The sequence below is a fragment of the Sphingopyxis indica genome (assembly GCF_900188185.1).
In the GTDB taxonomy this organism is placed as follows: domain Bacteria; phylum Pseudomonadota; class Alphaproteobacteria; order Sphingomonadales; family Sphingomonadaceae; genus Sphingopyxis; species Sphingopyxis indica.
Map to the genome: position 1 here is coordinate 685,744 of NZ_FZPA01000001.1, position 22,090 is coordinate 707,833.

25 protein-coding genes are annotated in these 22,090 nt (G+C 66.1%); 22 read left to right on the plus strand and 3 right to left on the minus strand.

Annotated elements, in window-relative coordinates; all coding sequences use genetic code 11:
- The first annotated feature begins 6 nt into the window (after positions 1 to 6).
- The 3 genes from CHB69_RS03165 (at position 7) to folP (ending at position 3,580) form a co-directional block, all read left to right on the plus strand.
- Positions 7 to 903 (plus strand): oxidoreductase, encoded by an 897-nt coding sequence (locus tag CHB69_RS03165; protein ID WP_089214481.1) that lies wholly within the window; start codon positions 7 to 9, stop codon positions 901 to 903.
- Positions 904 to 1,131: 228 nt separating this feature from the next.
- Complete coding sequence (locus CHB69_RS03170) at positions 1,132 to 2,271, plus strand: site-specific DNA-methyltransferase (RefSeq protein WP_089214482.1); 1,140 nt, start codon at positions 1,132 to 1,134, stop codon at positions 2,269 to 2,271.
- Between the two features lie 178 nt (positions 2,272 to 2,449).
- Positions 2,450 to 3,580, plus strand: a complete 1,131-nt coding sequence (gene folP / locus CHB69_RS03175; RefSeq protein WP_089214483.1) for a dihydropteroate synthase — start codon at positions 2,450 to 2,452, stop codon at positions 3,578 to 3,580.
- Positions 3,581 to 3,586: 6 nt separating this feature from the next.
- Here folP and CHB69_RS03180 read toward each other — a convergent pair whose 3' ends face one another.
- Positions 3,587 to 5,020, minus strand: coding sequence for a sigma-54-dependent transcriptional regulator (locus CHB69_RS03180; RefSeq protein WP_089214484.1), 1,434 nt, complete (start codon positions 5,018 to 5,020; stop codon positions 3,587 to 3,589).
- A 230-nt stretch (positions 5,021 to 5,250) separates the two neighbouring features.
- On the opposite strand from CHB69_RS03180, the gene CHB69_RS20645 reads away from it, so the two are divergent.
- The 6 genes from CHB69_RS20645 to CHB69_RS03210 all read left to right on the plus strand — a co-directional run bounded on the left by CHB69_RS20645 (position 5,251) and on the right by CHB69_RS03210 (position 9,986).
- Positions 5,251 to 5,373, plus strand: coding sequence for an aa3-type cytochrome c oxidase subunit IV (locus CHB69_RS20645; RefSeq protein ID WP_089214485.1), 123 nt, complete (start codon positions 5,251 to 5,253; stop codon positions 5,371 to 5,373).
- A gap of 10 nt (positions 5,374 to 5,383) precedes the next feature.
- Positions 5,384 to 6,505 (plus strand): NAD(P) transhydrogenase subunit alpha, encoded by a 1,122-nt coding sequence (locus CHB69_RS03190; protein WP_089214486.1) that lies wholly within the window; start codon positions 5,384 to 5,386, stop codon positions 6,503 to 6,505.
- Between the two features lie 114 nt (positions 6,506 to 6,619).
- Positions 6,620 to 7,207 carry a fasciclin domain-containing protein gene (locus tag CHB69_RS03195; RefSeq protein WP_089214487.1) on the plus strand — a complete coding sequence of 196 codons (588 nt, stop codon included), beginning with the start codon at positions 6,620 to 6,622 and terminating at the stop codon, positions 7,205 to 7,207.
- A gap of 153 nt (positions 7,208 to 7,360) precedes the next feature.
- The gene (locus CHB69_RS03200; RefSeq protein ID WP_053554080.1) at positions 7,361 to 7,642 is read left to right on the plus strand and encodes an NAD(P) transhydrogenase subunit alpha part 2; all 282 of its coding nucleotides are present in this window, start codon (positions 7,361 to 7,363) and stop codon (positions 7,640 to 7,642) included.
- A 113-nt stretch (positions 7,643 to 7,755) separates the two neighbouring features.
- Positions 7,756 to 9,177, plus strand: coding sequence for an NAD(P)(+) transhydrogenase (Re/Si-specific) subunit beta (locus CHB69_RS03205; protein ID WP_089214488.1), 1,422 nt, complete (start codon positions 7,756 to 7,758; stop codon positions 9,175 to 9,177).
- A 110-nt stretch (positions 9,178 to 9,287) separates the two neighbouring features.
- Positions 9,288 to 9,986, plus strand: a complete 699-nt coding sequence (locus tag CHB69_RS03210) for an aspartate/glutamate racemase family protein (RefSeq protein ID WP_089214489.1) — start codon at positions 9,288 to 9,290, stop codon at positions 9,984 to 9,986.
- 150 nt (positions 9,987 to 10,136) lie between these two features.
- On the opposite strand, the gene CHB69_RS03215 is transcribed toward CHB69_RS03210, so the two are convergent.
- Positions 10,137 to 10,550, minus strand: coding sequence for a DUF2147 domain-containing protein (locus tag CHB69_RS03215; RefSeq protein WP_170935414.1), 414 nt, complete (start codon positions 10,548 to 10,550; stop codon positions 10,137 to 10,139).
- A 98-nt stretch (positions 10,551 to 10,648) separates the two neighbouring features.
- On the opposite strand from CHB69_RS03215, the gene CHB69_RS03220 reads away from it, so the two are divergent.
- The 7 genes from CHB69_RS03220 to CHB69_RS03250 all read left to right on the plus strand — a co-directional run bounded on the left by CHB69_RS03220 (position 10,649) and on the right by CHB69_RS03250 (position 16,371).
- Complete coding sequence (locus tag CHB69_RS03220; RefSeq protein ID WP_089214491.1) at positions 10,649 to 11,851, plus strand: parallel beta-helix domain-containing protein; 1,203 nt, start codon at positions 10,649 to 10,651, stop codon at positions 11,849 to 11,851.
- The gene (locus CHB69_RS03225) at positions 11,848 to 12,873 is read left to right on the plus strand and encodes an SO2930 family diheme c-type cytochrome (protein ID WP_089214492.1); all 1,026 of its coding nucleotides are present in this window, start codon (positions 11,848 to 11,850) and stop codon (positions 12,871 to 12,873) included. The genes CHB69_RS03220 and CHB69_RS03225 overlap by 4 nt, the downstream gene beginning before the upstream one ends.
- A 164-nt stretch (positions 12,874 to 13,037) precedes the next feature.
- Positions 13,038 to 13,670, plus strand: coding sequence for a maleylacetoacetate isomerase (gene maiA, locus CHB69_RS03230; protein ID WP_089214493.1), 633 nt, complete (start codon positions 13,038 to 13,040; stop codon positions 13,668 to 13,670).
- A 104-nt stretch (positions 13,671 to 13,774) separates the two neighbouring features.
- Entirely contained in the window at positions 13,775 to 14,221 is a 447-nt protein-coding gene (locus CHB69_RS03235; RefSeq protein ID WP_089214778.1) for a MarR family winged helix-turn-helix transcriptional regulator, read from the plus strand.
- Entirely contained in the window at positions 14,214 to 14,495 is a 282-nt protein-coding gene (locus tag CHB69_RS03240; RefSeq protein ID WP_089214494.1) for an HPr-rel-A system PqqD family peptide chaperone, read from the plus strand. Before CHB69_RS03235 ends, CHB69_RS03240 begins: the two co-directional genes overlap by 8 nt.
- Positions 14,492 to 15,358 carry an HprK-related kinase A gene (locus CHB69_RS03245; RefSeq protein WP_089214495.1) on the plus strand — a complete coding sequence of 289 codons (867 nt, stop codon included), beginning with the start codon at positions 14,492 to 14,494 and terminating at the stop codon, positions 15,356 to 15,358. The genes CHB69_RS03240 and CHB69_RS03245 overlap by 4 nt, the downstream gene beginning before the upstream one ends.
- Positions 15,359 to 15,363: 5 nt before the next feature.
- The gene (locus tag CHB69_RS03250; RefSeq protein ID WP_089214779.1) at positions 15,364 to 16,371 is read left to right on the plus strand and encodes a nucleotidyltransferase domain-containing protein; all 1,008 of its coding nucleotides are present in this window, start codon (positions 15,364 to 15,366) and stop codon (positions 16,369 to 16,371) included.
- 142 nt (positions 16,372 to 16,513) lie between these two features.
- Here the strand turns inward: CHB69_RS03250 and CHB69_RS03255 are convergent, their stop codons facing one another.
- On the minus strand, positions 16,514 to 17,179 hold the full coding sequence (locus tag CHB69_RS03255; protein WP_089214780.1) for an HAD-IA family hydrolase: 666 nt from the start codon (positions 17,177 to 17,179) through the stop codon (positions 16,514 to 16,516).
- Positions 17,180 to 17,227: 48 nt separating this feature from the next.
- On the opposite strand from CHB69_RS03255, the gene glmU reads away from it, so the two are divergent.
- From glmU to CHB69_RS03290, 6 genes are all read left to right on the plus strand, one after another.
- Entirely contained in the window at positions 17,228 to 18,586 is a 1,359-nt protein-coding gene (glmU, locus tag CHB69_RS03260) for a bifunctional UDP-N-acetylglucosamine diphosphorylase/glucosamine-1-phosphate N-acetyltransferase GlmU (protein ID WP_089214496.1), read from the plus strand.
- A 266-nt stretch (positions 18,587 to 18,852) separates the two neighbouring features.
- A complete protein-coding gene (locus CHB69_RS03270) occupies positions 18,853 to 19,170 on the plus strand; it encodes a hypothetical protein (RefSeq protein ID WP_089214497.1) in 318 nt (105 codons plus the stop codon).
- A 49-nt stretch (positions 19,171 to 19,219) separates the two neighbouring features.
- On the plus strand, positions 19,220 to 19,462 hold the full coding sequence (locus CHB69_RS03275) for a CopG family ribbon-helix-helix protein (RefSeq protein ID WP_089214498.1): 243 nt from the start codon (positions 19,220 to 19,222) through the stop codon (positions 19,460 to 19,462).
- 6 nt (positions 19,463 to 19,468) lie between these two features.
- Complete coding sequence (locus CHB69_RS03280; RefSeq protein ID WP_089214499.1) at positions 19,469 to 19,834, plus strand: type II toxin-antitoxin system VapC family toxin; 366 nt, start codon at positions 19,469 to 19,471, stop codon at positions 19,832 to 19,834.
- Between the two features lie 18 nt (positions 19,835 to 19,852).
- Positions 19,853 to 21,676, plus strand: a complete 1,824-nt coding sequence (gene glmS / locus CHB69_RS03285) for a glutamine--fructose-6-phosphate transaminase (isomerizing) (RefSeq protein ID WP_089214500.1) — start codon at positions 19,853 to 19,855, stop codon at positions 21,674 to 21,676.
- Entirely contained in the window at positions 21,673 to 22,086 is a 414-nt protein-coding gene (locus CHB69_RS03290; protein ID WP_212541882.1) for a GFA family protein, read from the plus strand. Before glmS ends, CHB69_RS03290 begins: the two co-directional genes overlap by 4 nt.
- The last annotated feature ends 4 nt before the right edge of the window (positions 22,087 to 22,090 follow it).

Here is a 22,090-nt window from a genome sequence, read left to right on the forward strand (position 1 = left end):
GGCGCGATGAGGGATGGATTCACCGCCGACGATGTTTCGGCGCAGACCGGCCGCACCTTCCTGATCACGGGCGCCAATGCGGGCATCGGGTTCGAGGCGGCGCGGGTTCTCGCCGCGCGCGGCGGGCGGGTGATCCTCGCATGCCGCGACGAAAGCCGTGCCACGGCGGCGATCGAGCGCATTCGCGCCGATGTGCCGAAGGCCGAGCTCTCCTTCCGGCGCCTCGACCTCGCCGATCTCGATCAAGTGCGCGAAGCGGCGGCGGCGGTGCTGGCGGGACCGCGGATCGACGTGCTGATCAACAACGCCGGGGTGATGATCCCGCCGCGCAGCTTGACCCGGCAGGGTTATGAGCTGCAGTTCGGGGTCAACCACCTCGGCCACTTCGCCTTCACCGGACTGGTCCATCGGCACGTCGACGACCGGATCGTGGTCACCGGCAGCCTCGCGCATCGCGGCGGTGAGATGGACTACAGCGATCTCGGCGCGGAGCGCGGCTATCATAACTGGTCGCGCTATCAGATGAGCAAGCTCGCCAACATGCTCCATATGTTCGAGCTCGACCGGCGGCTCGGCGCCGCCGGTCGCGCGACGCAGGCGATCGGCTGTCATCCCGGCGTCGCGCTGACCGAGCTGCAGCGGCACCTGCCGATGCCGCTGCGCTATCTGGCGCCGCTCGCCGCGCCCTTCTTCAACAGCGCGGCGCGCGGCGCGTGGCCGACCCTGCACGCCGCTACCGGCGCGCATGTCCAGGGCGGCGATTATGTCGGGCCGCAGGGCTTGGGCGAGGTGACCGGGCGGTCGGGGCCGGCGCGCACGGCGGGCGTCGCGCGCGATCCGGCGCTGGCGCGTGAGCTTTGGGAGCGCTCGATCGACCTCAGCGGGGTCGATCCGGGGATTTGACCGCGCGCGCCGGCCCGCGCCGAAAAAATTTCCGCGCTGAGTCCTCATCGCCACACCACCAGTGGTTGAGTCTCCGAGTCGCGACCGACTCCATATGTCGTGGCAGACTCCTTTCGTTCTCCTGCCGTTAACCATTTTGTCAGGCCTTGGGCCTAGCGACTCGTGCTTGACGGCGGGTGTCGCCGGACTCATCAGGGCCTTCTTTGGTTAAGAACGAGGGGCAAGCGCATGGGTGTGATGGAGCGGGTCAAGACGCCGGCGGCGAAGGCGCGGACGGCGAAAGCGATCCCGGCGGACCTGCCGCTCGACCGCATATTGCAGGGCGATTGCATCGAGATGATGCGCTCGCTGCCCGCGGCGTCGGTCGACATGATCTTCGCCGATCCGCCCTATAATCTCCAGCTCGGCGGCGATCTCCTCCGCCCCGACGGCAGCCAGGTCGACGCGGTCGACGATGATTGGGACAAGTTCGACAGCCTTGCCGCCTATGATCGCTTCACCCATGCGTGGCTCAAAGAGGCGAAGCGCATTCTGAAGCCGAATGGCAGCATCTGGGTGATCGGCAGCTATCACAATATCTTCCGCGTCGGCGCGGCATTGCAGGATCAGGGCTATTGGATCCTCAACGATGTCGTGTGGCGCAAGGCGAACCCGATGCCCAATTTCAAGGGCACGCGCTTTACCAACGCGCACGAAACGCTGATCTGGGCGTCGATGGGCGAAAAAGCGCGCTATACGTTCAACTATCGCGCGATGAAGACGCTGAACGACGAGCTGCAGATGCGCAGCGACTGGCTGATCCCGATCTGCGGCGGGCCGGAGCGGCTGAAGAAGGGCGGGCACAAGGTGCATCCGACACAGAAGCCCGAGGCTTTGCTCTATCGCGTGCTGCTCGCCTGTTCGAACCCCGGCGACGTGATCCTCGATCCCTTTTTCGGCACCGGCACGACCGGCGCGGTCGCGAAGCGGCTGGGGCGCCATTATATCGGGATCGAGCGCGAGGACGATTACATCGCGGCGGCGAAAGAACGCATCGAGATGGCGCTGCCGCTCGATGAAAGCACGGTGAAGACGATGATGGCGCCCAAGGCGGCGACGCGCGTTGCTTTCGGCACGCTCGTCGAATGCGGGATGATCGCGCCGGGGTCGCGGCTCACCGACGCGAAGCGCCGCTGGCGGGCGGTGGTGCGCGTCGACGGCAGCCTCGAATGCGAAGGCCAACCGGCAGGCTCGATCCACAAGGTCGGCGCGGGCGTGCAGGGCGCGCCGAGCTGCAACGGCTGGACCTTCTGGCACATCGACGACGGCAGGCAATTGCGCGTGATCGACGCGGTGCGGCAGGACTGGCTGCTCGCGAACGAGGCGTAGGGATATTCGACAAGCGTTGGACAACAGAGCCGCGTGTCCCCGCGAAGGCGGGGACCCATCTCCGGTCGGTTCCAGATGGCGCCGGCGGGAGATGGGCTCCCGCGTTGGCGCTACGCGCCGCCTTCGGCTCCGCGGGAGCACATGGCTTTTATTCGGCGGAAGGGCGTAGCGAAAACCGATGTTCCAGCCACTCATCAAGCCCGACCTCGGCGGAGCGTCTTCCGACGCCCGCATCTATCTGCGCCCCGCCTGCCTCATCGACCGGCCGCACGAGTTCGACGACGCCTGCTTGCGCATCGCCGATACGATGTTGTGGTTCGCCGCGTGGCACGTCAGCGTGCGTGACAAAGACGCGGTGAAATCGGCGATCGTTCTGGTTCCCGAACTCGACGACTGGATCGCGGCGATGCCCGATGCGCTGGCCGAAGCCGCGGCCGCGCAGCGCGCCGCGACGCAGCGGCCGCGCGGGACGCTGCAGCTCGGCGAGCGGACGATCCGGCTCGGCGAACCGCAGCTGATGGGCATTTTGAACGTCACCCCCGACAGCTTCTCCGACGGCGGCAAGCATGTCGACCAAGCGGCGGCGATCGACGCGGGCTTTGCGATGGGCATGGCGGGCGCGGCGATCGTCGATGTCGGCGGCGAATCGACACGCCCCGGCGCGCCGCTGATCTGGGAGGGCGATGAAATCCAGCGCGTCGAAGGCGTCGTCGCGGCGCTTGCGAAGGGCGGGGTTGCGGTGTCGATCGACACGCGCAAGGCCGCGGTGATGGAGGCGGCGCTCGCCGCCGGCGCGGCAATCGTCAACGATATTTCGGCGCTGCGCTACGACGAGCGCGCGATCGAGGTCGTCGCAAATGCGGGCTGCCCGGTGGTCCTGATGCACGCCCCCTCGGCGAAGAGCGACCCGCACGAGGGAGGCAGCTATGCGCACATCCTCTTCGACGTCTACGACATGCTAGCCGAGCGGATTGCGGCGTGCTCGGCGGCGGGGATTGCGCGCGAGCGGATCATCGTCGATCCGGGCATCGGCTTCGGCAAAGGGGTCGCCGACAATCTCGCGCTGGTGAACGGCCTTGCGCTCTTCCATACGCTCGGCTGCCCGGTTCTGGTCGGCGCGAGCCGCAAGCGGATGATCGGCGCGCTCGACAATGAGGCCGCGGCCGATGCGCGGCTCGGCGGCTCGATCGCGCTCCACTACCAGGCAGCGGGGCAGGGGGCACAGCTCTTGCGCGTCCACGATGTTGCCGAGACGCGGCAGGCGCTGCGGATCTGGCGCGGGCTGCGCGACGCGGCGCTGACGGCCTGAGCGCGCTCAGGCTGCGGTGTCGATGCCGAGTTCGCCGAGCTTGCGATAGAGCGTCGAGCGCCCGATGCCCAGACGGCGCGCCACCTCGCTCATCCGGCCGCGATAGTGGCCGATGGCGAGGCGGATGACGTCGGCTTCGATCTCCTCGAGCGGGCGCAGATTACCGTCGGGAAGATAGAGGGTGACGCCGATCGCTTCGCCGTTGATCGCGATCTCGCCGTCATTGTTCGCCGTTCCGCCGCCCAGCGCCGCCTCGATCGCCGAAAAATCGGCTGCGGTGAGGACGTCGGTCTTGCTCTCGACCGCGGCGCGGAACAACACGTCCTGTAGCTGCCGGACATTGCCCGGCCATGCATAGGAGACGAGCAGGCGCAGTGCATCGTCGGTGATGCCGATCTGTCCCATGCCCGGCAATCCGCTGATGCGGGTGAGCAGGTGGCGCGTGAGCGGCCCGATGTCGCCGCGGCGTTCGCTGAGCGAGGGCAGCGTCAGCTGCGCCGTCGTCAGCGCATAATAGAGATCCTCGCGGAAATGCCCGGCCTCGATCAGCTTGTCGAGCGGGCTCGCGCTGGTCGAGATGATCCGGACGTCGACATTCTGCCGGATGCTGCCGCCGATCATCTGGACTTCGCCGGTGCTCAGAAATTCGACGAGCCTGGCCTGCGTTTCGAGCGGGATGCACTCGATATGGTCGATGATGATGCTGCCGCCGTCGGCCTGCACCAGCCGGCCGATCTGGCGATCGAAGGCGCCGGGAAAGGCGCCGCGCTCGTGCCCGAACAGTCCCGATCCGATCAGCCCCGGCGACACCGCCGAACAATCGACCATCACCAGCGCGCCGCGCGACCGCGGGCTGGCGCTGTGGATCGCGCGCGCGAAAACCTCTTTGCCGGCGCCGGGCTTGCCGTTGATCATCACCGGGATGCGCGCGCGCGCCGCCTTCGCCGCGATCGCGAGCGCGGTACGGAAATTGGGTGAGGAGCCGATGATTTCCTCGAAACCGAGCGGCGCGCGGAGCTTTTCGGTCAGCGGCCGGAGCTCGCCCTGCGGACCGCCGGAGCCGGTAACGCGGTCGAGCGCTTCGAGCAGCCGGTCGGGTGCGATCGGCTTCTGAACGAAATCGCTCGCCCCCGCGCGCATCGCGGCGACCGCCATTTCGACTCCGTTGCGCATCGTGATGACGACCAGCGGCAGCGCGGGGCGCCAGCGTCGCAGTTCGGCGACGAATTCGGGGATCGGGATGCCGGGCGCGCCCTGATCGACGATCACTGCGTCGAGCGCCATGCCGTCCTGCGTTCCCAGTCTGGCGAGCGCGGTGTCGGTATCGGCCGCGATCACGCTGCGCCAGCCGCCACGCGAGGCGAGCGCCGAAAGAAAGCGCTGTTGCGCCGGTTCGCTGTCGACGATCATCAGCATTCGTGTGTCGCGGTTGGTCGCCATCGTTCCCGATTCTTCCCTTTGTTCCAGTCCAATATGCCATTGTTCCGCGTTGGGACAGTGACCTACGCCACAGGGGGTAAAGGGGCGATTAAGGCCGCACGACATTTGCGGCCCCGAAGCGCCGCGACACGCGGCCCCTTGAGCATCGCGGGAGGCGTGGCTAAGACCGGCGCGAATCCGGATTTTCGGCCCGCGCGCGCGGCCGGGCAAAGCTATGTAGGGGAAGAGCGATGGCGGAACAGGAAATGAAGACGGCGAACGAAACCTATGCGGGTTTTCTGAGCCTGCTCAAGACGGGCACGATCCTGACCGTGATCGTCGCGGCTTTCGTCGTCCTCCTGATCGCGTCCTGACGCGACCGGCATGCGCATCGCCGTATTGAAAGAGCTCGCCCCGGGCGAGACTCGTGTCGCCGCGACCCCCGAAACCGTGAAGAAATTCATCGGGCTGGGCGCCGAAGTTGCCGTTGAATCGGGAGCAGGCAACCATGCCTCGATCGCCGACGCCGATTATAGCGCCGCGGGCGCAAAGGTCGGCAGCCGCGCCGACACGCTGAAGGGCGCGAACATCATTCTCGGCGTGCAGGGCTCCGATCCCGAGAGCCTGTCGGGCTTCGCCGACGGGGCATGGCTGGCGGCGGGGCTCAACCCGTTCGGGGAGCGCGCGCGCGTCGATGCCTATGCCCAGTTGGGGATTGAGGCGCTGGCGATGGAATTCATGCCGCGCATCACGCGTGCGCAGTCGATGGATATCCTCTCGAGCCAGGCGAATCTAGCGGGCTACAAGGCGGTCCTGATGGCGGCGAACGCCTATGGCCGTGCCTTTCCGATGATGATGACCGCCGCGGGCACGGTAAGCGCCGCCAAGGCGTTCGTGATGGGCGTCGGCGTCGCCGGGCTGCAGGCGATCGCGACCGCGAAGCGCCTCGGCGCGCAGGTCAGCGCGACCGACGTGCGCTCGGCGACCAAGGAGCAGATCCTCAGCCTCGGCGCCAAGCCGATCTTCGTCGAAAGCGTCGCGGGGATCGAGGGCGAGGGCGCGGGCGGCTATGCCACCGAAATGTCCGACGAATATAAGGCGGCGCAGGCCGAACTTGTGTCGTCGCATATCGCGAAACAGGACATCGTCATCACCACCGCGCTGATCCCGGGCCGCCCCGCGCCGCGGCTGATCTCCGATGCGCAGCTCGCGACGATGCGCGCGGGCAGCGTGATCGTCGACATGGCGGCCGAAAGCGGCGGCAATGTCGAAGGTTCGGCGCCGGGCGAAACGAAGAAGATCCACGGCGTCACGGTGATCGGTGCGCAGAATATCGCGGCGCTGATGCCCGCCGACACGAGCGCATTGTTCAGCCGCAACCTGTTCAATTTCCTCTCGGCTTTCTGGGACAAGGAGGCGGGCAAGCCCGTGCTGGACGAGGAGATCGGCAATGCTGTGCGGCTGACGCAGGGCGGCAAGGTCGTCAACGAGCGGTTGCTCGGCTGACGCGGCCGACTTTCTGCTGAAACTTTCGCGTCCCACTGCGCGTTCGCGGGAGGGACGGAGGCGAGCTTCTGATATGCTCGCCCGTCCTCCGGCGGGATTTCGAACGAGGAGAGCATGAGCGTGAACAGGCAGCTTCTATGCGCGGCCGCCGTGGCGGCGATCACCCTGACGGGATGCGACAAGACCCCCGAGCCGCCGGCGACCGAGACGATGAAGATCGACGGCGGCGCGGTGGCCGGAACCACCGATGCGTCGCACAATATCATCGAAAATCTGATGGCGATGCCCAATGAAAAAACGCTGGTTTCGGCAGTAACCGCGGCGGGGCTCGCCGAAATGCTGTCGGGCGACGGGCCATACACCGTCTTCGCGCCGAGCGACGCGGCGTTTCAGCAGGTTCCGGTGGTCACACGCAACGGCTGGATGCGCCCCGCGCAAAAGGATGTGCTCGCCGGCGTGCTCAAATATCATGTCGTCCCCGGCAAGCTGGCGGCGGCCGACCTTGCAGCGAAGATCGAGCAGGGCGGCGGCAAGGCGGTGCTGACCACCGTCGACGGGCAGGAACTGACCGCCTCGATGAACGGCGACAAGATATTGCTCACCGCGGCAAGCGGTAACAAGGCGACCGTGACCGCCAGCGACCTCGACCAGTCGAATGGCGTCGTGCATATCGTCGATGCGGTGCTGTTGCCCAAGATGTAGAGCCTCCGTGCTGCCGTGAAATTTTATGTCGCTAAACGCCGGTATTTTTGGCGATAATGCTTCGCGGGCGCGGCTTTTCGACCGCTTAGGAGTCGACAGCCCCGCTCCCGGGCTGCAATAGGGGCGCGCACGGAATCAACAGGGGAGTATGCCGTGGATTTCATCGCCATCTTTTCGATCTTCGTCCTCGCCTGTTTCGTCGGCTATTTCGTCGTCTGGTCGGTGACCCCGGCGCTGCACACGCCGCTGATGAGCGTGACGAACGCGATTTCGTCGGTGATCATCGTCGGCGCGCTGATCGCGAGCGCTGCGGCGGGTTCGCCGCTGTCGAAATGGCTGGGCCTCGCGGCCGTCGTCATGGCGAGCGTCAACATCTTCGGCGGCTTCGCGGTCACCGAACGCATGCTCGCAATGTACAAGAAGAAAGAGCGCTAACAGTCGGAAATCAATCGTCACCCCGGCGAAGGCCGGGGTCTCCACGTCAAAGCCTGACGCAATGATGAGATACCGGCTTTCGCCGGGATGACGGCAGGGGGACAAGCCTTATCATGCACGAAGTCGCACCGATCAATCCCTGGGTGGCACTGGCCTATCTGGTTGCCGGGGTCTGTTTCATCCTCGCGCTGCGCGGCCTGTCGTCGCCCGCCTCGTCGCGGCGCGGCAACCGCTTCGGCATGGCGGGCATGACGATTGCGGTCGTCACCACCCTGTTGACGCACGAACTCGCCAACCCGGTCGAGGTGATCGGCGCGATCGCGATCGGTGCGGTGATTGGCCTCGTGATGGCGCGGCGGATCGCGATGACCGCGATGCCGCAGCTCGTCGCCGCCTTCCATAGTCTCGTCGGCCTCGCCGCGGTCGCGGTGGCGGCGGCGGCCTATCTCAATCCCGGTGCCTTCGGCATCGCCGATGCCACCGGGCAGATTTTCACCGTCAGCCGCATCGAAATGGGGCTCGGCGTCGCAATCGGCGCGATCACCTTTTCGGGGTCGGTCATCGCCTTCCTGAAGCTCAACGGCAATATGTCGGGCGCGCCGATCATCCTGCCGCTGCGCCACGTCATCAATCTCGGTACGCTTGCGGCGATCCTCGGGCTCATCGGCTATTTCCTGACCGACCAGTCGCCCGCGGTGTTCTGGACGATCACCGCGCTGAGCTTCCTGATCGGTTTCCTGCTGATTATCCCGATCGGCGGCGCCGACATGCCGGTCGTCGTGTCGATGCTCAACAGCTATTCGGGGTGGGCCGCGGCCGCGATGGGCTTCACCTTGCATAACAGCGCGATGATCATCACCGGCGCGCTCGTCGGCTCGTCGGGTGCGATCCTGTCCTACATCATGTGCCGCGCGATGAACCGCAGCTTCATCAGCGTCATCGCCGGCGGCTTCGGCGCCGATGCGGCGGCAGCGGGCGGCGCGGCGAAGGAACAAAGGCCGTGGAAACCCGGCAGCGCCGAGGATGCGGCCTTCCTGATGAGCCAGGCCGACAATGTCATCATCGTTCCCGGCTATGGCATGGCGGTCGCGCAGGCGCAGCACGCGCTGCGCGAAATGGCCGACATGCTCAAGAAGGAGGGCGTGAACGTCAAATATGCGATCCACCCGGTCGCGGGCCGTATGCCCGGCCATATGAACGTGCTGCTCGCCGAAGCGAACGTCCCCTATGACGAGGTGTTCGAACTGGAAGACATCAACAACGAGTTCGCGCAATGCGACGTCGCCTTCGTCATCGGCGCCAACGACGTGACCAACCCGGCGGCCAAGACCGACAAGACGTCGCCCATCTATGGCATGCCCGTCCTCGACGTCGAAAAGGCGAAGACGGTGCTGTTCGTGAAGCGCTCGATGGGCGGCGTCGGCTATGCCGGGGTCGACAACGACGTCTTCTACATGGATCAGACGATGATGCTGCTCGGCGACGCCAAGAAAATGGCCGACGATATCGTCAAGGCGCTCGGCGAGGGGCACTAGTTTTTCCGTCGCCCCCGCGAAGGCGGGGGCCGCCATCGCCCTTGCGCAGGATTGCTTGCGGCCCCCGCCTTCGCGGGGGCGACGATAATTTTGAGGGATAGTTTCATCATATGCGCAAGATCGGTTTGATCGGGGGAATGAGCTGGGCATCGACCGAGCTCTATTACCGCCATCTCAACAAGGGCGTGCAAAAGCGCGTCGGGACAGGTTGTTCGGCGCCGATCCTGCTCGAAAGCCTCAACTATTGCGAGCTGTCGCGGCTGACCACCGAAGAGCAATGGGCACATGCCAGGGACGTCCTCATCGAATCGGCAAAGCGGCTCGAAGACGGCGGCGCGACCGCATTGATGATTGCCGCCAATTCGATGCACCGTGTCGCCGAGGATGTGGCGGCCGCGATCTCGATTCCGATCCTCCATATCGTCGACGAGACGGGCGAGAGGCTGCACGCCGACGGGGTGAAGGCGGCCGCGGTGATCGGCACACGCAACGTGATGACCGAACCGTGGTTCCGCCAGCGGCTGGTGCGTCATGGCCTGACGCTCGCGCCCTATGACGGCGAGCGCGTCGAAGAGATCGACCGGATCATCTATGACGAGCTGATGCAGGGCAAGGTGAGCGAAGGTTCGCGCCGCACGATGCGCACCTTCATCACCGACATCGCGAAACAGGATATTCAGGCGCTCGTCCTCGCCTGCACCGAACTCGTGATGCTCGTCGATCCCGACGCGAACGTCCTGCCGATCTACGACACGACGCGCATCCACGTCGCCGCGGGGGTCGACTGGATATTGGGCGACGCGCCCTAGAGTGATTTCGAGTGAAATGGAACATTTCACGGCTCGGAAATCACGGCAAAACAAGAATCTAGAGTGCCGGTTTTGATTCTATCAAAACCGAACGCACTCTAGAATCTGCCCTGTTCAGGCGGAATCATTTCCTGCTGCGGTTCAATCTCTCTATGCGATCCGCGTCCAGGTCACCGTCCGGCAAAAGATCGATACGCATCCCTTCATCGTCAGCCGGTCGCCCTTCACGCGCAGATGTGCGGTGTAATAGCGCCCGTCCTCGGGGCTATAGCCTTGTCCCTTCCAGCCGTCGCCCGTTCGCACCAGATCCCAATAGATTTGCAGCCCCTCGACTTTGCGGCTGCGCTTGGCCGCGTCGGGATTGCGCACGTCGCGCTGACCGCCCGGGGGCTCCTCGATCAACAGCCGCTCGATCCGGCCGCACATCCTGCCGCCGCACGGCGCCATCGCGACGATGCCTTTGCCGTCGTCGGTTTTCCAGCGTCCGGCAAGGCCCGCCGGCGCCGCTGCGAGCGACGGGGCGGCGATCAGGGCGCCGAGCGCCAGACCTGTCCTGTATAGCATTGCGACCTCTCCCTCTTTTGACACGCATGTCAGCAACATTGCTTGGCATCCGTCAACACTTGTCGCATGATCGCTGCCAAACATGGGGAGAGAGAGCGATGCGAGTCCTGTTCCTGCCGATCGCGGCCGCCGTCGCGGTCGCTGCCACGCCTGCCGCCGCCAAGACGATCAGCGTCAGCGCAGCAACACCCGACGCCAATGAAAAGCTGCAAGAGGCGCTGATCCTCGCCGAGCCCGGCGATGTGGTCGAGCTCGGTGCGGGGGTGTGGAAACTCACCGACGGCCTGTCGCTCGATGTCGATAACGTCACGCTGCGCGGTGCCGGGGTGAAGGACGGCGAGGGTTCGATCCTCGACTTCTCCGGCCAGCAGGGCGCGGGCGAGGGGCTGCTCGTCACCTCCGACGACGTGCTGCTCACCGATTTCGCGGTGCTCAATACCAGGGGCGACGGGATCAAGTCGAAGGATGCGAACCGCATCGTCTATCACCGGCTGCGCGTCGAATGGACCGCGGGGCCGAAGGAGACCAACGGCGCCTATGGCATCTATCCGGTCGAGAGCCGCGACGTGCTGATCGACAGCGTCTATGTCCGGGGCGCGTCCGACGCGGGCATCTATGTCGGCCAGTCGAAGAATGTCGTCGTGCGCGATTCGATCGCCAAGGAAAATGTCGCGGGGATAGAGATCGAGAATTGCTATGACGCCGACGTCCACGACAATATCGCGGTGCAGAATAGCGGCGGCATCCTGGTCTTCGACCTGCCGAGCCTGCCGCAGCAGGGCGGGCACAATGTCCGCGTCTTCGACAATATCGTGCAGGACAACAGCACGCCGAACTTCGCGCCCAAGGGCAATATCGTTGCGAGCGTGCCGACCGGCACCGGGGTGCTGGTGATGGCGAACCGCCGCGTTGAAATATTCGGCAATGCGCTGGAGAATAACGGCACCGCGAATGTGATGATCGTCGGCTATCGCTATCCCTATGACGACGCGAAATATCAGCCGCTGCCGCAGGACATCCTCGTGCGCGACAATGTCCATGGCAAGGCGGGCTTTGCGCCGGCCTTCCCCGGCGGCGCCGAGATGGCGGCAGCGATGGGCGGCGCGATCCCGCCGGTGCTGTGGGACGGTGCGGGGAGCGCGGTCGTCAACGACGACGTCGGCGTCCTGTCGCTTGGCCTGCCCGACGTTTCGACCCCGCAGAGCGAAGCGCAACCCTCGCCCGCCGACCTGAAGGGCGATGCCCCCGCCACGCTGCCCGGCGTCACCCTGCCCGCCAGCATGGAGGCCAAGGTTCAGTGAGACGTATCGCCGCCGCCCTCGCCGCGGCGCTGCTGTGTGCGAGCGGCGCGGTCGCGGTGCCCGAGGCCGGTCCCAACCAGGCGGCGATCGACGGCGATGCGATGCCGCGCAAGCTCTCCGAATTCGGGATATTTCGCGCCGGCACCAGCGAGCCGGTCGACGCGCTGCTCGGCTATACGCTGCACACGCCGCTGTTCAGCGACTATGCGCAGAAACAGCGGCTGATCTGGGTGCCGCCGGGCAAGCAGGCGACGCTTTCCGACGATGGCCATATCGACTTCCCGGTCGGCAGCATGATCGTCAAAAGCTTCGGCTGGCCCGGGCAGAATGGCGGCCGCCCGGTCGAGACGCGCCTGCTCCTCCACCGCGCGGACGGCTGGACCGCGCTGCCCTATATCTGGGATGCCGACGGCAAGGATGCGACGCTGGCGATCGCCGGGCGGCGCGTGCCCGTGACCTTCAAGGCGCCCGACGGCGCTATGCACAGCATCCCATATGCGGTGCCGAACAAAAATCAGTGCAAGGAATGCCACAGCAAGGCGGGCGAAATCGTCCCGATCGGTCCCAAGGCCGCGAATATCAATTTCGAAAATGCGCTAGACCGTCATGATTTCGCAAGGTTTTTTGCGGAGCCTCCCATTTCGGCCGACCCGATGCCGCAGTGGGACGACCCGGCGAGCGGCACGCTCGAGCGGCGCGCGCGCGCCTATCTCGACGTCAATTGCGGTCATTGCCACAACCCGCAGGGGAGCGCCTCGAACAGCGGCCTCTTCCTGCGCTGGACCGACCCCAAGGGCGTCAGTCTGGGCATCGGCAAGCGTCCGACCGCCGCGGGACGCGGCAGCGGCGGAATGGAATTCGCGATCAAGCCCGGCGATCCCGACCACAGCTTCCTGATCTATCGGCTCGAGAGCCTCGACCCCGGCATCGCGATGCCCGAACTCGGGCGCTCGACCGTGCATAGGGAGGGTGTCGCGCTGCTCAGGCAATGGATTGCGCAGATGCCGAAGGACGGGCATTAGCCGGTTAGCTTTCCCGCCCTCGTCATTGCGAGGAGCGAAGCGACGCGGCAATCCAGCGTGGCGTAAACCGCTCTGGATTGCTTCCCCCGGCTTTCGCCGGGGTCGCAATGACGAGGCTTTGTCAGACGCTTGCCAAAACGACCAAATAGTTTCTAGGTCTGCCTATGGCCACCCTCGTCCTCCACGATTATTTCCGCTCCTCGGCGAGCTTCCGCGTCCGCATCGCGCTCAATCTCAAAGGGCTCGACTATGATCGCGTCGAGGTCAGCCTGATTGCAGGCGAGCAGAAGAGCGACGCCTATCTCGCTCAAAATGCGCAGGGTTTCGTGCCGATGCTCGTCGCCGATGGCGAGCCGATCATCCAGAGCCTCGCGATCATCGACTGGCTCGACCGCGCCTTTCCCGAGCCGCGGCTGATCCCCGACGAGGCGATGCCGCGCGCGGTCGCCCTCGCGCAGGCGCATGTCGTCGCATGCGACATCCATCCGCTCAACAATCTGCGCGTGCTCAAATATCTGACCAGGGACCTCGGGCTCAACGAGCAGACCAAGGATCATTGGTATCGCCACTGGGTCGCGGAAGGCTTCGACGCGCTCGAGGCGATGGCGGGCGAGGGGCGCTATCTGGGCGGCGACGTGCCGGGGATCGCCGACTGCTGCCTCGTCCCGCAAATGTATAATGCGCGGCGCTTCGACCTGCCGCTTGACGCTTATCCGCGCCTTGTCGCGATCGACGCGGCGTGCATGGAGCTCGAAGCCTTCCAGCGCGCGCATCCCGATGCGGTGAAGGCGGGTTAGCTCAACCGATGATCGTCATTCCGGCCTTCGCCGGAATGACCGGCCATGGGGAAGCCGCGCATTCGGGGCTTGCGGGGCGCCGCGGCTGCGATAGGATGCGCGCTATGGCCGCCAAGACGCTGAACCTCGACCAGTTCCTTCCCTATCGCCTGTCGATCGCGTCGAACGCGCTGTCGGAACGGATCGCCGAGGAATATCAAAGCCGCTTCGGGCTCAAGATCCCCGAATGGCGGCTGATGGCGGTGCTCGGCGAAGGCCAGCCGAAGACGCAGCGCGAACTCGTCGCCGCAACGCGGATGGACAAGGTGACGGTCAACCGCGCCGCCAAGGCGCTTGCCGACCGCCAGCTCATCGCGCGGCAGGCGCATGAAGCCGATGGGCGCTCGCATCATCTGGCGCTCACCGAAACCGGCCGTTCGCTCTACGACGCCATCGGTCCCGCCGCCCTCGCGACCGAAGAACGGCTCGAATCGCACCTCAGCGCTGCCGAGCGCAAGACGCTGATGGCCATCCTCGCAAAGCTGATCAAAGCCGCCGAAGACTATGATTGATCGCCGCTATCGTGCGGCGCCGAAAGAAGCGCTGCGCGTCGAGCCGCTGGGCGAGCTGACCGCGATCTTCGACCGGCGGTCGGTCCAGACGCATCTGGTCGTGTCGCCCATCCCCGAGATTCTCGCCGCAATGGGCGAGAAACCGTGCGACGCCGCGACCCTCGCCGCACGGCTCGCCGCCGATTTCGAGGTCGAGGCCGAAGGCGACGTGCGTGCGATCGTCGCCGAACGGCTGCGCGAACTCGCCGACCTCGGGCTGGTGGCGCCGGCGTGAGGCACGGCACGCGCATCGCGGTCGGTCCGGTGCAATTCCGCGTCGGCAGCGATTGGGCGAAACCGATCGCGGCACTCGACCGGCTCTACGCGGACTATCCGCAGCACGAGGACCGGCCCGCCGATGCGACGGTGCGGTTGTTCGCGGCGCGGCCGTGGCGGCGCTGGCTGCGCCCGTCGGTGCATATCGGCGGCGATTATGTCGTCCCCGACGCGCTGCCGCTGCCGCTCTCGATGGGGCTGCTCGCCGCCGAAATGGGGATGAATTTGCAGGTCGCGCTGGGCTGGCGCCGGCACCTGCTGCTCCACGCGAGCGCGGTCGCGAAGAATGGCCGCGCGGTCATAATGTCGGGCGCGTCGGGATCGGGCAAATCGACGCTCGCTGCGCTGCTCGGCGAGGGAGGCTGGCGCCTGATGGGCGACGAATTCACGCTGATCGCGCCCGCCAGCGGCGAGGCTTTCGCCTTTCCGCGCGCGGTGAGCCTGAAGAATCAGGCGATCGCCGAGCTCGCGGGGCGCGTCGATCCGGCGCGCCTCGGCCCGCTGCTCGCGGGCACGCCCAAGGGCGATATCCGCCACCTGATCCCGCGCGCCGATGCGATCGAGACAATGCATGAACCCGTGCGGCCCGCCTTGCTCCTCTTTCCGCGCTTCGGCGGCGAGGCGGCGGTCGTGCCGATGGGCGAGGGCGAAGCCTTCGTGCGGCTCACCGAGGCGTCGACCAACTATATCGCGCTGGGCGAAGCAGGTTTCGGCGCACTGACCCGGCTGGTGCGCACCGTGCCGGCCTTCGCCATCGCCTATCCCGACAGCGCGAGCGGCATCGCGCTGGTCGAAGATCTGTGGGCGGAGGCGGCACGGTGAGTGCGATGGCAATCCTCGTCGACCTGTTCGCCGGGCGCCGCGACGCGGCGGCGCTGGCCCCGCGCGAGTGGGACGGGGTGATCGGCGTCGCGCGGGCCGAGGCGATGCTCGCGACGCTGGCGCACCGGCTCGCCGAGGTCGACGTGCCTGAACCCGTTGCACTGCTGCTCGCCGACCAGCGCCGCGCCGCCGAAGTCGCGACCGGGCAGGCGCTATGGGAGGCCGAGATGGCGCGGCGCGCGCTCGCGCCCGAGCGGATCGAATTCGTGCTGCTGAAAGGCACTGCCTATGCCGCCGCGGGCCTGTCCTGCGCGGCGGGCCGGCAGATCGGCGACCTCGACATCCTCGTCGGCAAACACGATCTGGCGCGCACCGAAAATGCGCTGCTCAAGGCGGGGTGGGAGTGGGTGAAGTCCGATCCCTATGACGACGCCTATTACCGCGCGCATATGCACGAGCTGCCACCGCTGATTCACGGGGGCCGCGACCGGATGATCGACGTCCATCACACAATCCTGCCGCGCACGCACAGGAAGACGCCCGATCCGCTCGCGATGCTCGCCGATGCGGTGCCGGCTCCGGACGGGTTCGCGGTGCTGTGTCCGACCGACATGGCGTGCCACTGCGCAGCGCACCTGCTCGCTGACGGCGATTTGCAGGGGGGATTGCGCAATTTGTGGGACTTCCACTGCCTTGCCAGCGACTTTGCCGTCGCCGATCCGGGGTTCTGGGGCAAGCTCGACGGGCGCGCCGATCAGCACGGGCTTCGAAGCGAAGTGCGCCGCGCGGCGCGGCTCGCGCGCGACCTGTTGGGCACGCTGCTTCCGTCGGGATGGGATGCGCACGACCCGACCGACCGCTGGTTTCACCGCCGCCTGCTCGCCCGAGACGATTGGGGGCGATCGAGCGATTTCCTGCTCCAGCAGGCCTTCTACATCCGCTCGCACTGGCTGCGGATGCCGCCGGCGATGCTCGCGCGTCATTTGTGGACCAAATGGCACAAGCGGAGATGATCGCTGACCTGGATGATCCTCCGTGTGTCCCCGCGGCGCCGGAGGCAGCGCGTAGCGCCAACGCAGGAACCCATCTCCGGTCGGTTCAAGATGGCACCGGCAGGAGATGGGCTCCCGCCTTCGCGGGAGCACATACCTTACTTCAAAGCCTGGCGAGCAAAGGCACCAACTCGGCATAATCGCCGATTACATGGTCGGCGCCCAGATCGCCGACCGGATGGTGAAGCTGGCCGAAATCGACCGCAACGCTCGTTGCACCGGCACCTCGTGCCGCCATGACGTCATGGATGCTGTCGCCGACGAAGGCGGTGCGTCCGCCCCCGCACGCGGCGATCATTGCGCGAACCGGCGCGGGCGACGGCTTCGCCTTGCCGGGGCCGAGCGTGTCGCCGCCGACGATCGCCGCCATGCGGCCCGCGATCCCCAGCGCATCCAGCAAGTCGCGCGCGAGCCGCTCGAGCTTGTTGGTCACCACCGCGGTCTTCACCCCGAGCGCCGCCAGCCGGTCGAGTGCCTCGACCGCGCCCGGGAACAGCCGCGTCCGCTCGGCAACATGCGTTTCGTAATAGGCGATCAGCTCGCGATAAAGATGTCCTGAATCGTCGGGTATGCCGCCCGTCGCCGTCAGCCCCTGTTCGAGCAGATGCGCGGTGCCGAGCCCGATCATCGGCCGCACCGCCTCGACATCGAGCGGGTCGCGCCCGGCGACGGCGAGCGCATGGTTGAGCGCGGCGGCGATGTCGCCCACGCTGTCGACGAGCGTGCCGTCGAGGTCGAAGCCGACGATGGCGAAGGGAAAATCGTGCATCGCGGGCGACATGCCGCGATGCTCTGGAATCCGCAAGGATTTGCTGGCATGGCAGCGCGCATGAGCAACGCGATCGCCGCCGTCATCCTCGCCGCGGGCAAGGGCACCCGCATGAAGTCCGATCTGCACAAGGTGCTGCACCCGATCGCGGGCCGCCCGATGCTGCTGCACCTGATGGCGAGCGTCGACGAACTGAACCCCGCGAAAAAGGTGGTCGTCGTCGGCGACAAGGCGGACCAGATCGAAGCCGCGCTGAACGGGAGCGCCGCGCTCGCGGTGCAGGAGCCGCAACTCGGCACCGGCCATGCGGTGCAACAGGCCGAGGCGGCGCTGGCGGGTTTCGATGGCGACGTGCTGATCCTCTATGGCGACGTTCCTTTCGTGCCGCCTGCGACGATGCGCGCGATGGTCGACCGCCTCAACGCGCCCGACGCGCCCGCGGTCGTCGTCCTCGCTTTCGAGCCCGCCGATCCGCTGCAATATGGGCGTGTCATCACCGACGGTGACCGCGTCGTGAAGATGGTCGAACACAAGGACGCGACCGAGGCCGAGCGCGCGGTGCGGCTGTGCAATTCGGGGCTGATGGCGGCGAAGGCGCGCGATCTGTTCGCGCTGCTCGCGCGCGTCACCGACGACAATGCCGCGAAGGAATATTATCTCGTCGACATCGTCAATATCGCCAACGCCGACGGGCGGCATTGTGCGGTAGCGAGGGCCGACCCGGCCGATGTCGCCGGCATCAACAGCCGCGCCGAACTCGCCGCCGCCGAGGCGCAGTGGCAGAGGTTCAAGCGCGAGGAGGCGATGGCGGAGGGCGCATCGCTGCGCGCGCCCGAAACCGTGTGGTTTTCCTGGGATACCGAGCTGGGCCGCGACGTTACGATCGAGCCCAATGTCGTGTTCGGCCCCGGCGTGACGATCGCCGACAATGTCATCGTCAAGGCGTACAGCCACATCGAGGGCGCGACGATCGCGGCGGGGTGCGAGGTCGGCCCCTTCGCGCGGCTGCGTCCCGGCACGGTGCTCGGCGAAAAGGCGAAGATCGGCAATTTCGTCGAAACCAAGAAGGCCGAGCTCGGCAAGGGCGCCAAGGCGAACCATCTGACCTATCTCGGCGACGTCACGGTCGGCGCGAACGCCAATATCGGCGCGGGCACGATCACCTGCAATTATGACGGCTATTTCAAATATCGCACCGAGATCGGCGAAAATGCCTTCATCGGATCGAACAGCGCGCTCGTCGCGCCGGTGAAGATCGGGCGCGACGCGATCGTCGGCGCGGGCAGCGCGGTGACGCGCGACGTCGCCGATGGCGAGCTGCGCCTCGTGCGCGGCGAACAGCTCGTCAAGCCGGGCTGGGCCGATCGCTTCCACGACGCGATGCGCAAGAAAAAGGCGGAGAAATAGCCGCGCGGGCGAGCGGCTGCCGGGAAAAGTCTCGACTTCGGGTTTGAACCTGCCCGCACAAGGCGTATCTTCGCCAATACCGGTCCCGGCAATGCGGGGTCGATCGCACTGCTCGAGCGGCTGGGTTTCCGGCGCGAAGGGCGGCTTCGCGGCGAATGGCCGACCCATGTCGGGGTGCGCGATTCGCCGATTTTCGGGATGTTGCAGGGTGAACGGCCGGCTTGAGTCTTCGCTTTGGAGTGCCCCTTGCATCGGGAGACACGATTATGAGCGACCGCTACGACGGCAAACCTTTCCTGATTCTGATCGACGCCTGGGTGCTCGATGCGATCGGCCACCTCGACGCCGACTGGCAGGCGACGGTCGAGGCGATGGAGCCGCAACTGCGCCAGACCTTCGGCGGCGAGGGCGCGTGGCAGGACATCGTCGCCGAACAGATGAAATTTCCCGACGGGCTCGGCGCGCAGGTCGAGCGCATCTGGCTCGACGGCAAGGCGCGGTTCGAGGAGGCACGCGGCGAGGCGCCCAATCCGGTGGCCTTTGCGCAGATGTTCGTCGACAGGAATTTCCAGCGCGCAGAATGAATGTCACCGCGATGCTTGCAATGATATCATGATATGATATCTATATATCATGACTCGCATCTTGACCGAAATCCCCGACGAAGACGTGCAAAAGCTGGACGCGCTCGCGGCGCGGACCAACCGGTCACGCGCGGCCGCCATTCGCGAGGCCGTGCGGCTCTACCTCGTTCAGAATAGCGGCAGCACCGACTGGATCGCGCGCGGCGCGGGCTATTGGAAGGACCGGGCCGACATCGGCGACGCGGTCGATTATCAGCGCGCGCTTCGCGAAGACCGCGATTCATTCGATTGAGCGCCCGTGTCCGATCCCTTTTTCGATACTAATATTCTGATCGACTGGTTGAAAGACCGGCCGCAGGCGAGCGCCGAACTGTCGCGCTACAAGCGACATCGCATCAGCCGCATCGTGTGGACCGAAATATTGGCGGGCGAGTCGCTCGAGGGCCGCGATGCGGTGCAGCAACTGCTCGCGCCCTTTGAAATCGTCGAGATCGACGCGCGGATCGCTTCGGCCGCTGCCGACATCCGCCATCGCACGCGAATGAAGCTGCTCGACGCCTATGTTCTGGCGACCGCGCAGGTGAACGGCGCGATATTGATTACCCGCAATAGCAAGGATTTTCCGGCGAACATGCCGGGCATCCGCATTCCTTACACAATCTGACAAGAAAGCCCTCCAACCATGTGCGGAATCATCGGAATCATCGGCAAGGAAGCGGTGGCGGACCGGCTCGTCGACGGGCTCAGGCGCATGGAATATCGCGGCTATGATTCCGCAGGTGTCTGCACGGTGGAGGGCGGCGAGCTGATCCGCCGCCGCGCCGAGGGCAAGCTCGCCAATCTGGTCAGGGAACTTGGCGTCAACCCGGCCCCCGGCAATGTCGGTATCGCGCACACGCGCTGGGCAACGCACGGCGCGCCGACGACGAGCAACGCGCACCCCCACGCGACCGGCGAGGTCGCGCTTGTCCACAATGGCATCATCGAGAATTTCAAGCCGCTGCGCGAGGCGCTGGCCGGTCGCGGCCGCAAATTCGAGAGCGAGACCGATACCGAGGTCGTCGCGCATCTCGTTTCCGAACAGGTCGAAGCGGGCCATTCCCCCGCCGATGCCGTGAAGGCGGTGCTGCCGCAACTGCGCGGCGCCTTCGCGCTCGCGATCGCCTTTCGCAGCCACCCCGACCTCTTGATCGGTGCGCGGCTCGGCTCGCCGCTCGTCGTCGGCTATGGCGAAGGGGAAACCTATCTCGGCTCCGACGCGCTCGCGCTCGCGCCGCTCACCCAGCGGATCTCCTATCTCGAAGAGGGCGACTGGGTCATCATCGGCCGCGAAGGCGCGCAGATTTTCGATAGCGAAAACAATCCGGTGACACGCGAAGTTACGACGTCGGGCGTCACTGCGGCGGCGGTCGAGAAGGGCAATTACCGCCACTTCATGCAAAAGGAGATTTTCGAGCAGCCGACGGTGGTCGCGCAGACGCTCTCCTCCTACATCCGCCCGCTCGAACAAACGGTCGCGCTGCCGCAGATGGATTTTGACCTCAGCAAGATCGACCGCATCACCATCGTCGCCTGCGGCACCAGCTTCTATGCCGGGATGGTCGCCAAATATTGGTTCGAGCAATTCGCGCGCGTGCCGGTCGACATCGACGTCGCGTCGGAGTTCCGCTATCGCGACCCCGTACTGCAACCCGGCGGACTCGCGCTCTTCATCTCGCAGTCGGGCGAGACCGCCGACACGCTCGCGGCGCTGCGGCACTGCAAGGCGGCGGGGCAGACGATCGCGGTCGTCGTCAACGTGCCGACGAGCAGCATGGCGCGCGAGGCCGATCTGCTGCTCCCGACGCACGCGGGGCCGGAGATCGGCGTCGCCTCGACCAAGGCCTTCACCTGCCAGCTCGCGGTGCTCGCCGCGCTCGCCGCGCATCTGGCGCTCAAGAAGGGCAAGCTGTCGGCCGATGAAGAGCGCGAGATCGTCAAGCACCTGATCGAGGCGCCCGCTGCGCTCAACGCCGCGCTCGGCCATGACGAGGATATCGCCGCTATGGCGCACCTCGTCGCCCCCGCGCGTGACGTGCTCTACCTCGGGCGCGGACCCGATTATCCGCTCGCGCTAGAGGGCGCACTCAAACTCAAGGAAATCAGCTATATCCACGCCGAAGGCTATGCGTCGGGCGAAATGAAGCACGGCCCGATCGCCTTGATCGACGAGGCAGTGCCGGTGATCGTTCTCGCGCCGTCGGGCCCGCTCTTCGAAAAGACCGTCAGCAATATGCAGGAAGTGATGGCGCGCGGCGGCAAGGTCGTGCTGATCAGCGACGCCGACGGCATCGCCGAAGCCGGCGAGGGCTGCATGGCGACGATCGAAATGCCCAGGGTTCACCCGCTGATCGCGCCGCTTGTCTATGCCGTGCCGGTGCAGCTGCTCGCCTATCATGTCGCGGTGGCAAAGGGCACCGATGTCGACCAGCCGCGCAATCTGGCGAAGTCGGTGACGGTCGAATGAGCTGGGAAGCCTCCTGCCACTGCGGCGCCGTCTCGATCCGCCTTGCCAAGGCGCCCGAAGAGGTCGCCGAGTGCAATTGCTCGCTCTGCTTTTCGCACGGCATCCTGTGGGCCTATTATTCGCCGCGCGATGTCGTGATCGAGGGGGCGACGCGGACCTATAACCGCGCCGATCGCGCCAGCCCCAATTCGGACCTGCATTTCTGCGCGACCTGCGGCTGCTCGACGCACTGGTCGGCGACCGAGGGGTTGATAGAGCGGATGGGCGGCGAGGTCGACCTGATGGGCGTCAATATGCGCCTGTTCGGCCCCGCGCAGCTCAGCGGGATCAGGCTGGTCTTTCCCGACGGACGCGGCTGGTCGGGCGAGGGGCCGTGGGATTATGCGCGCGATGCCGAGGTCATGCCCTGACGCC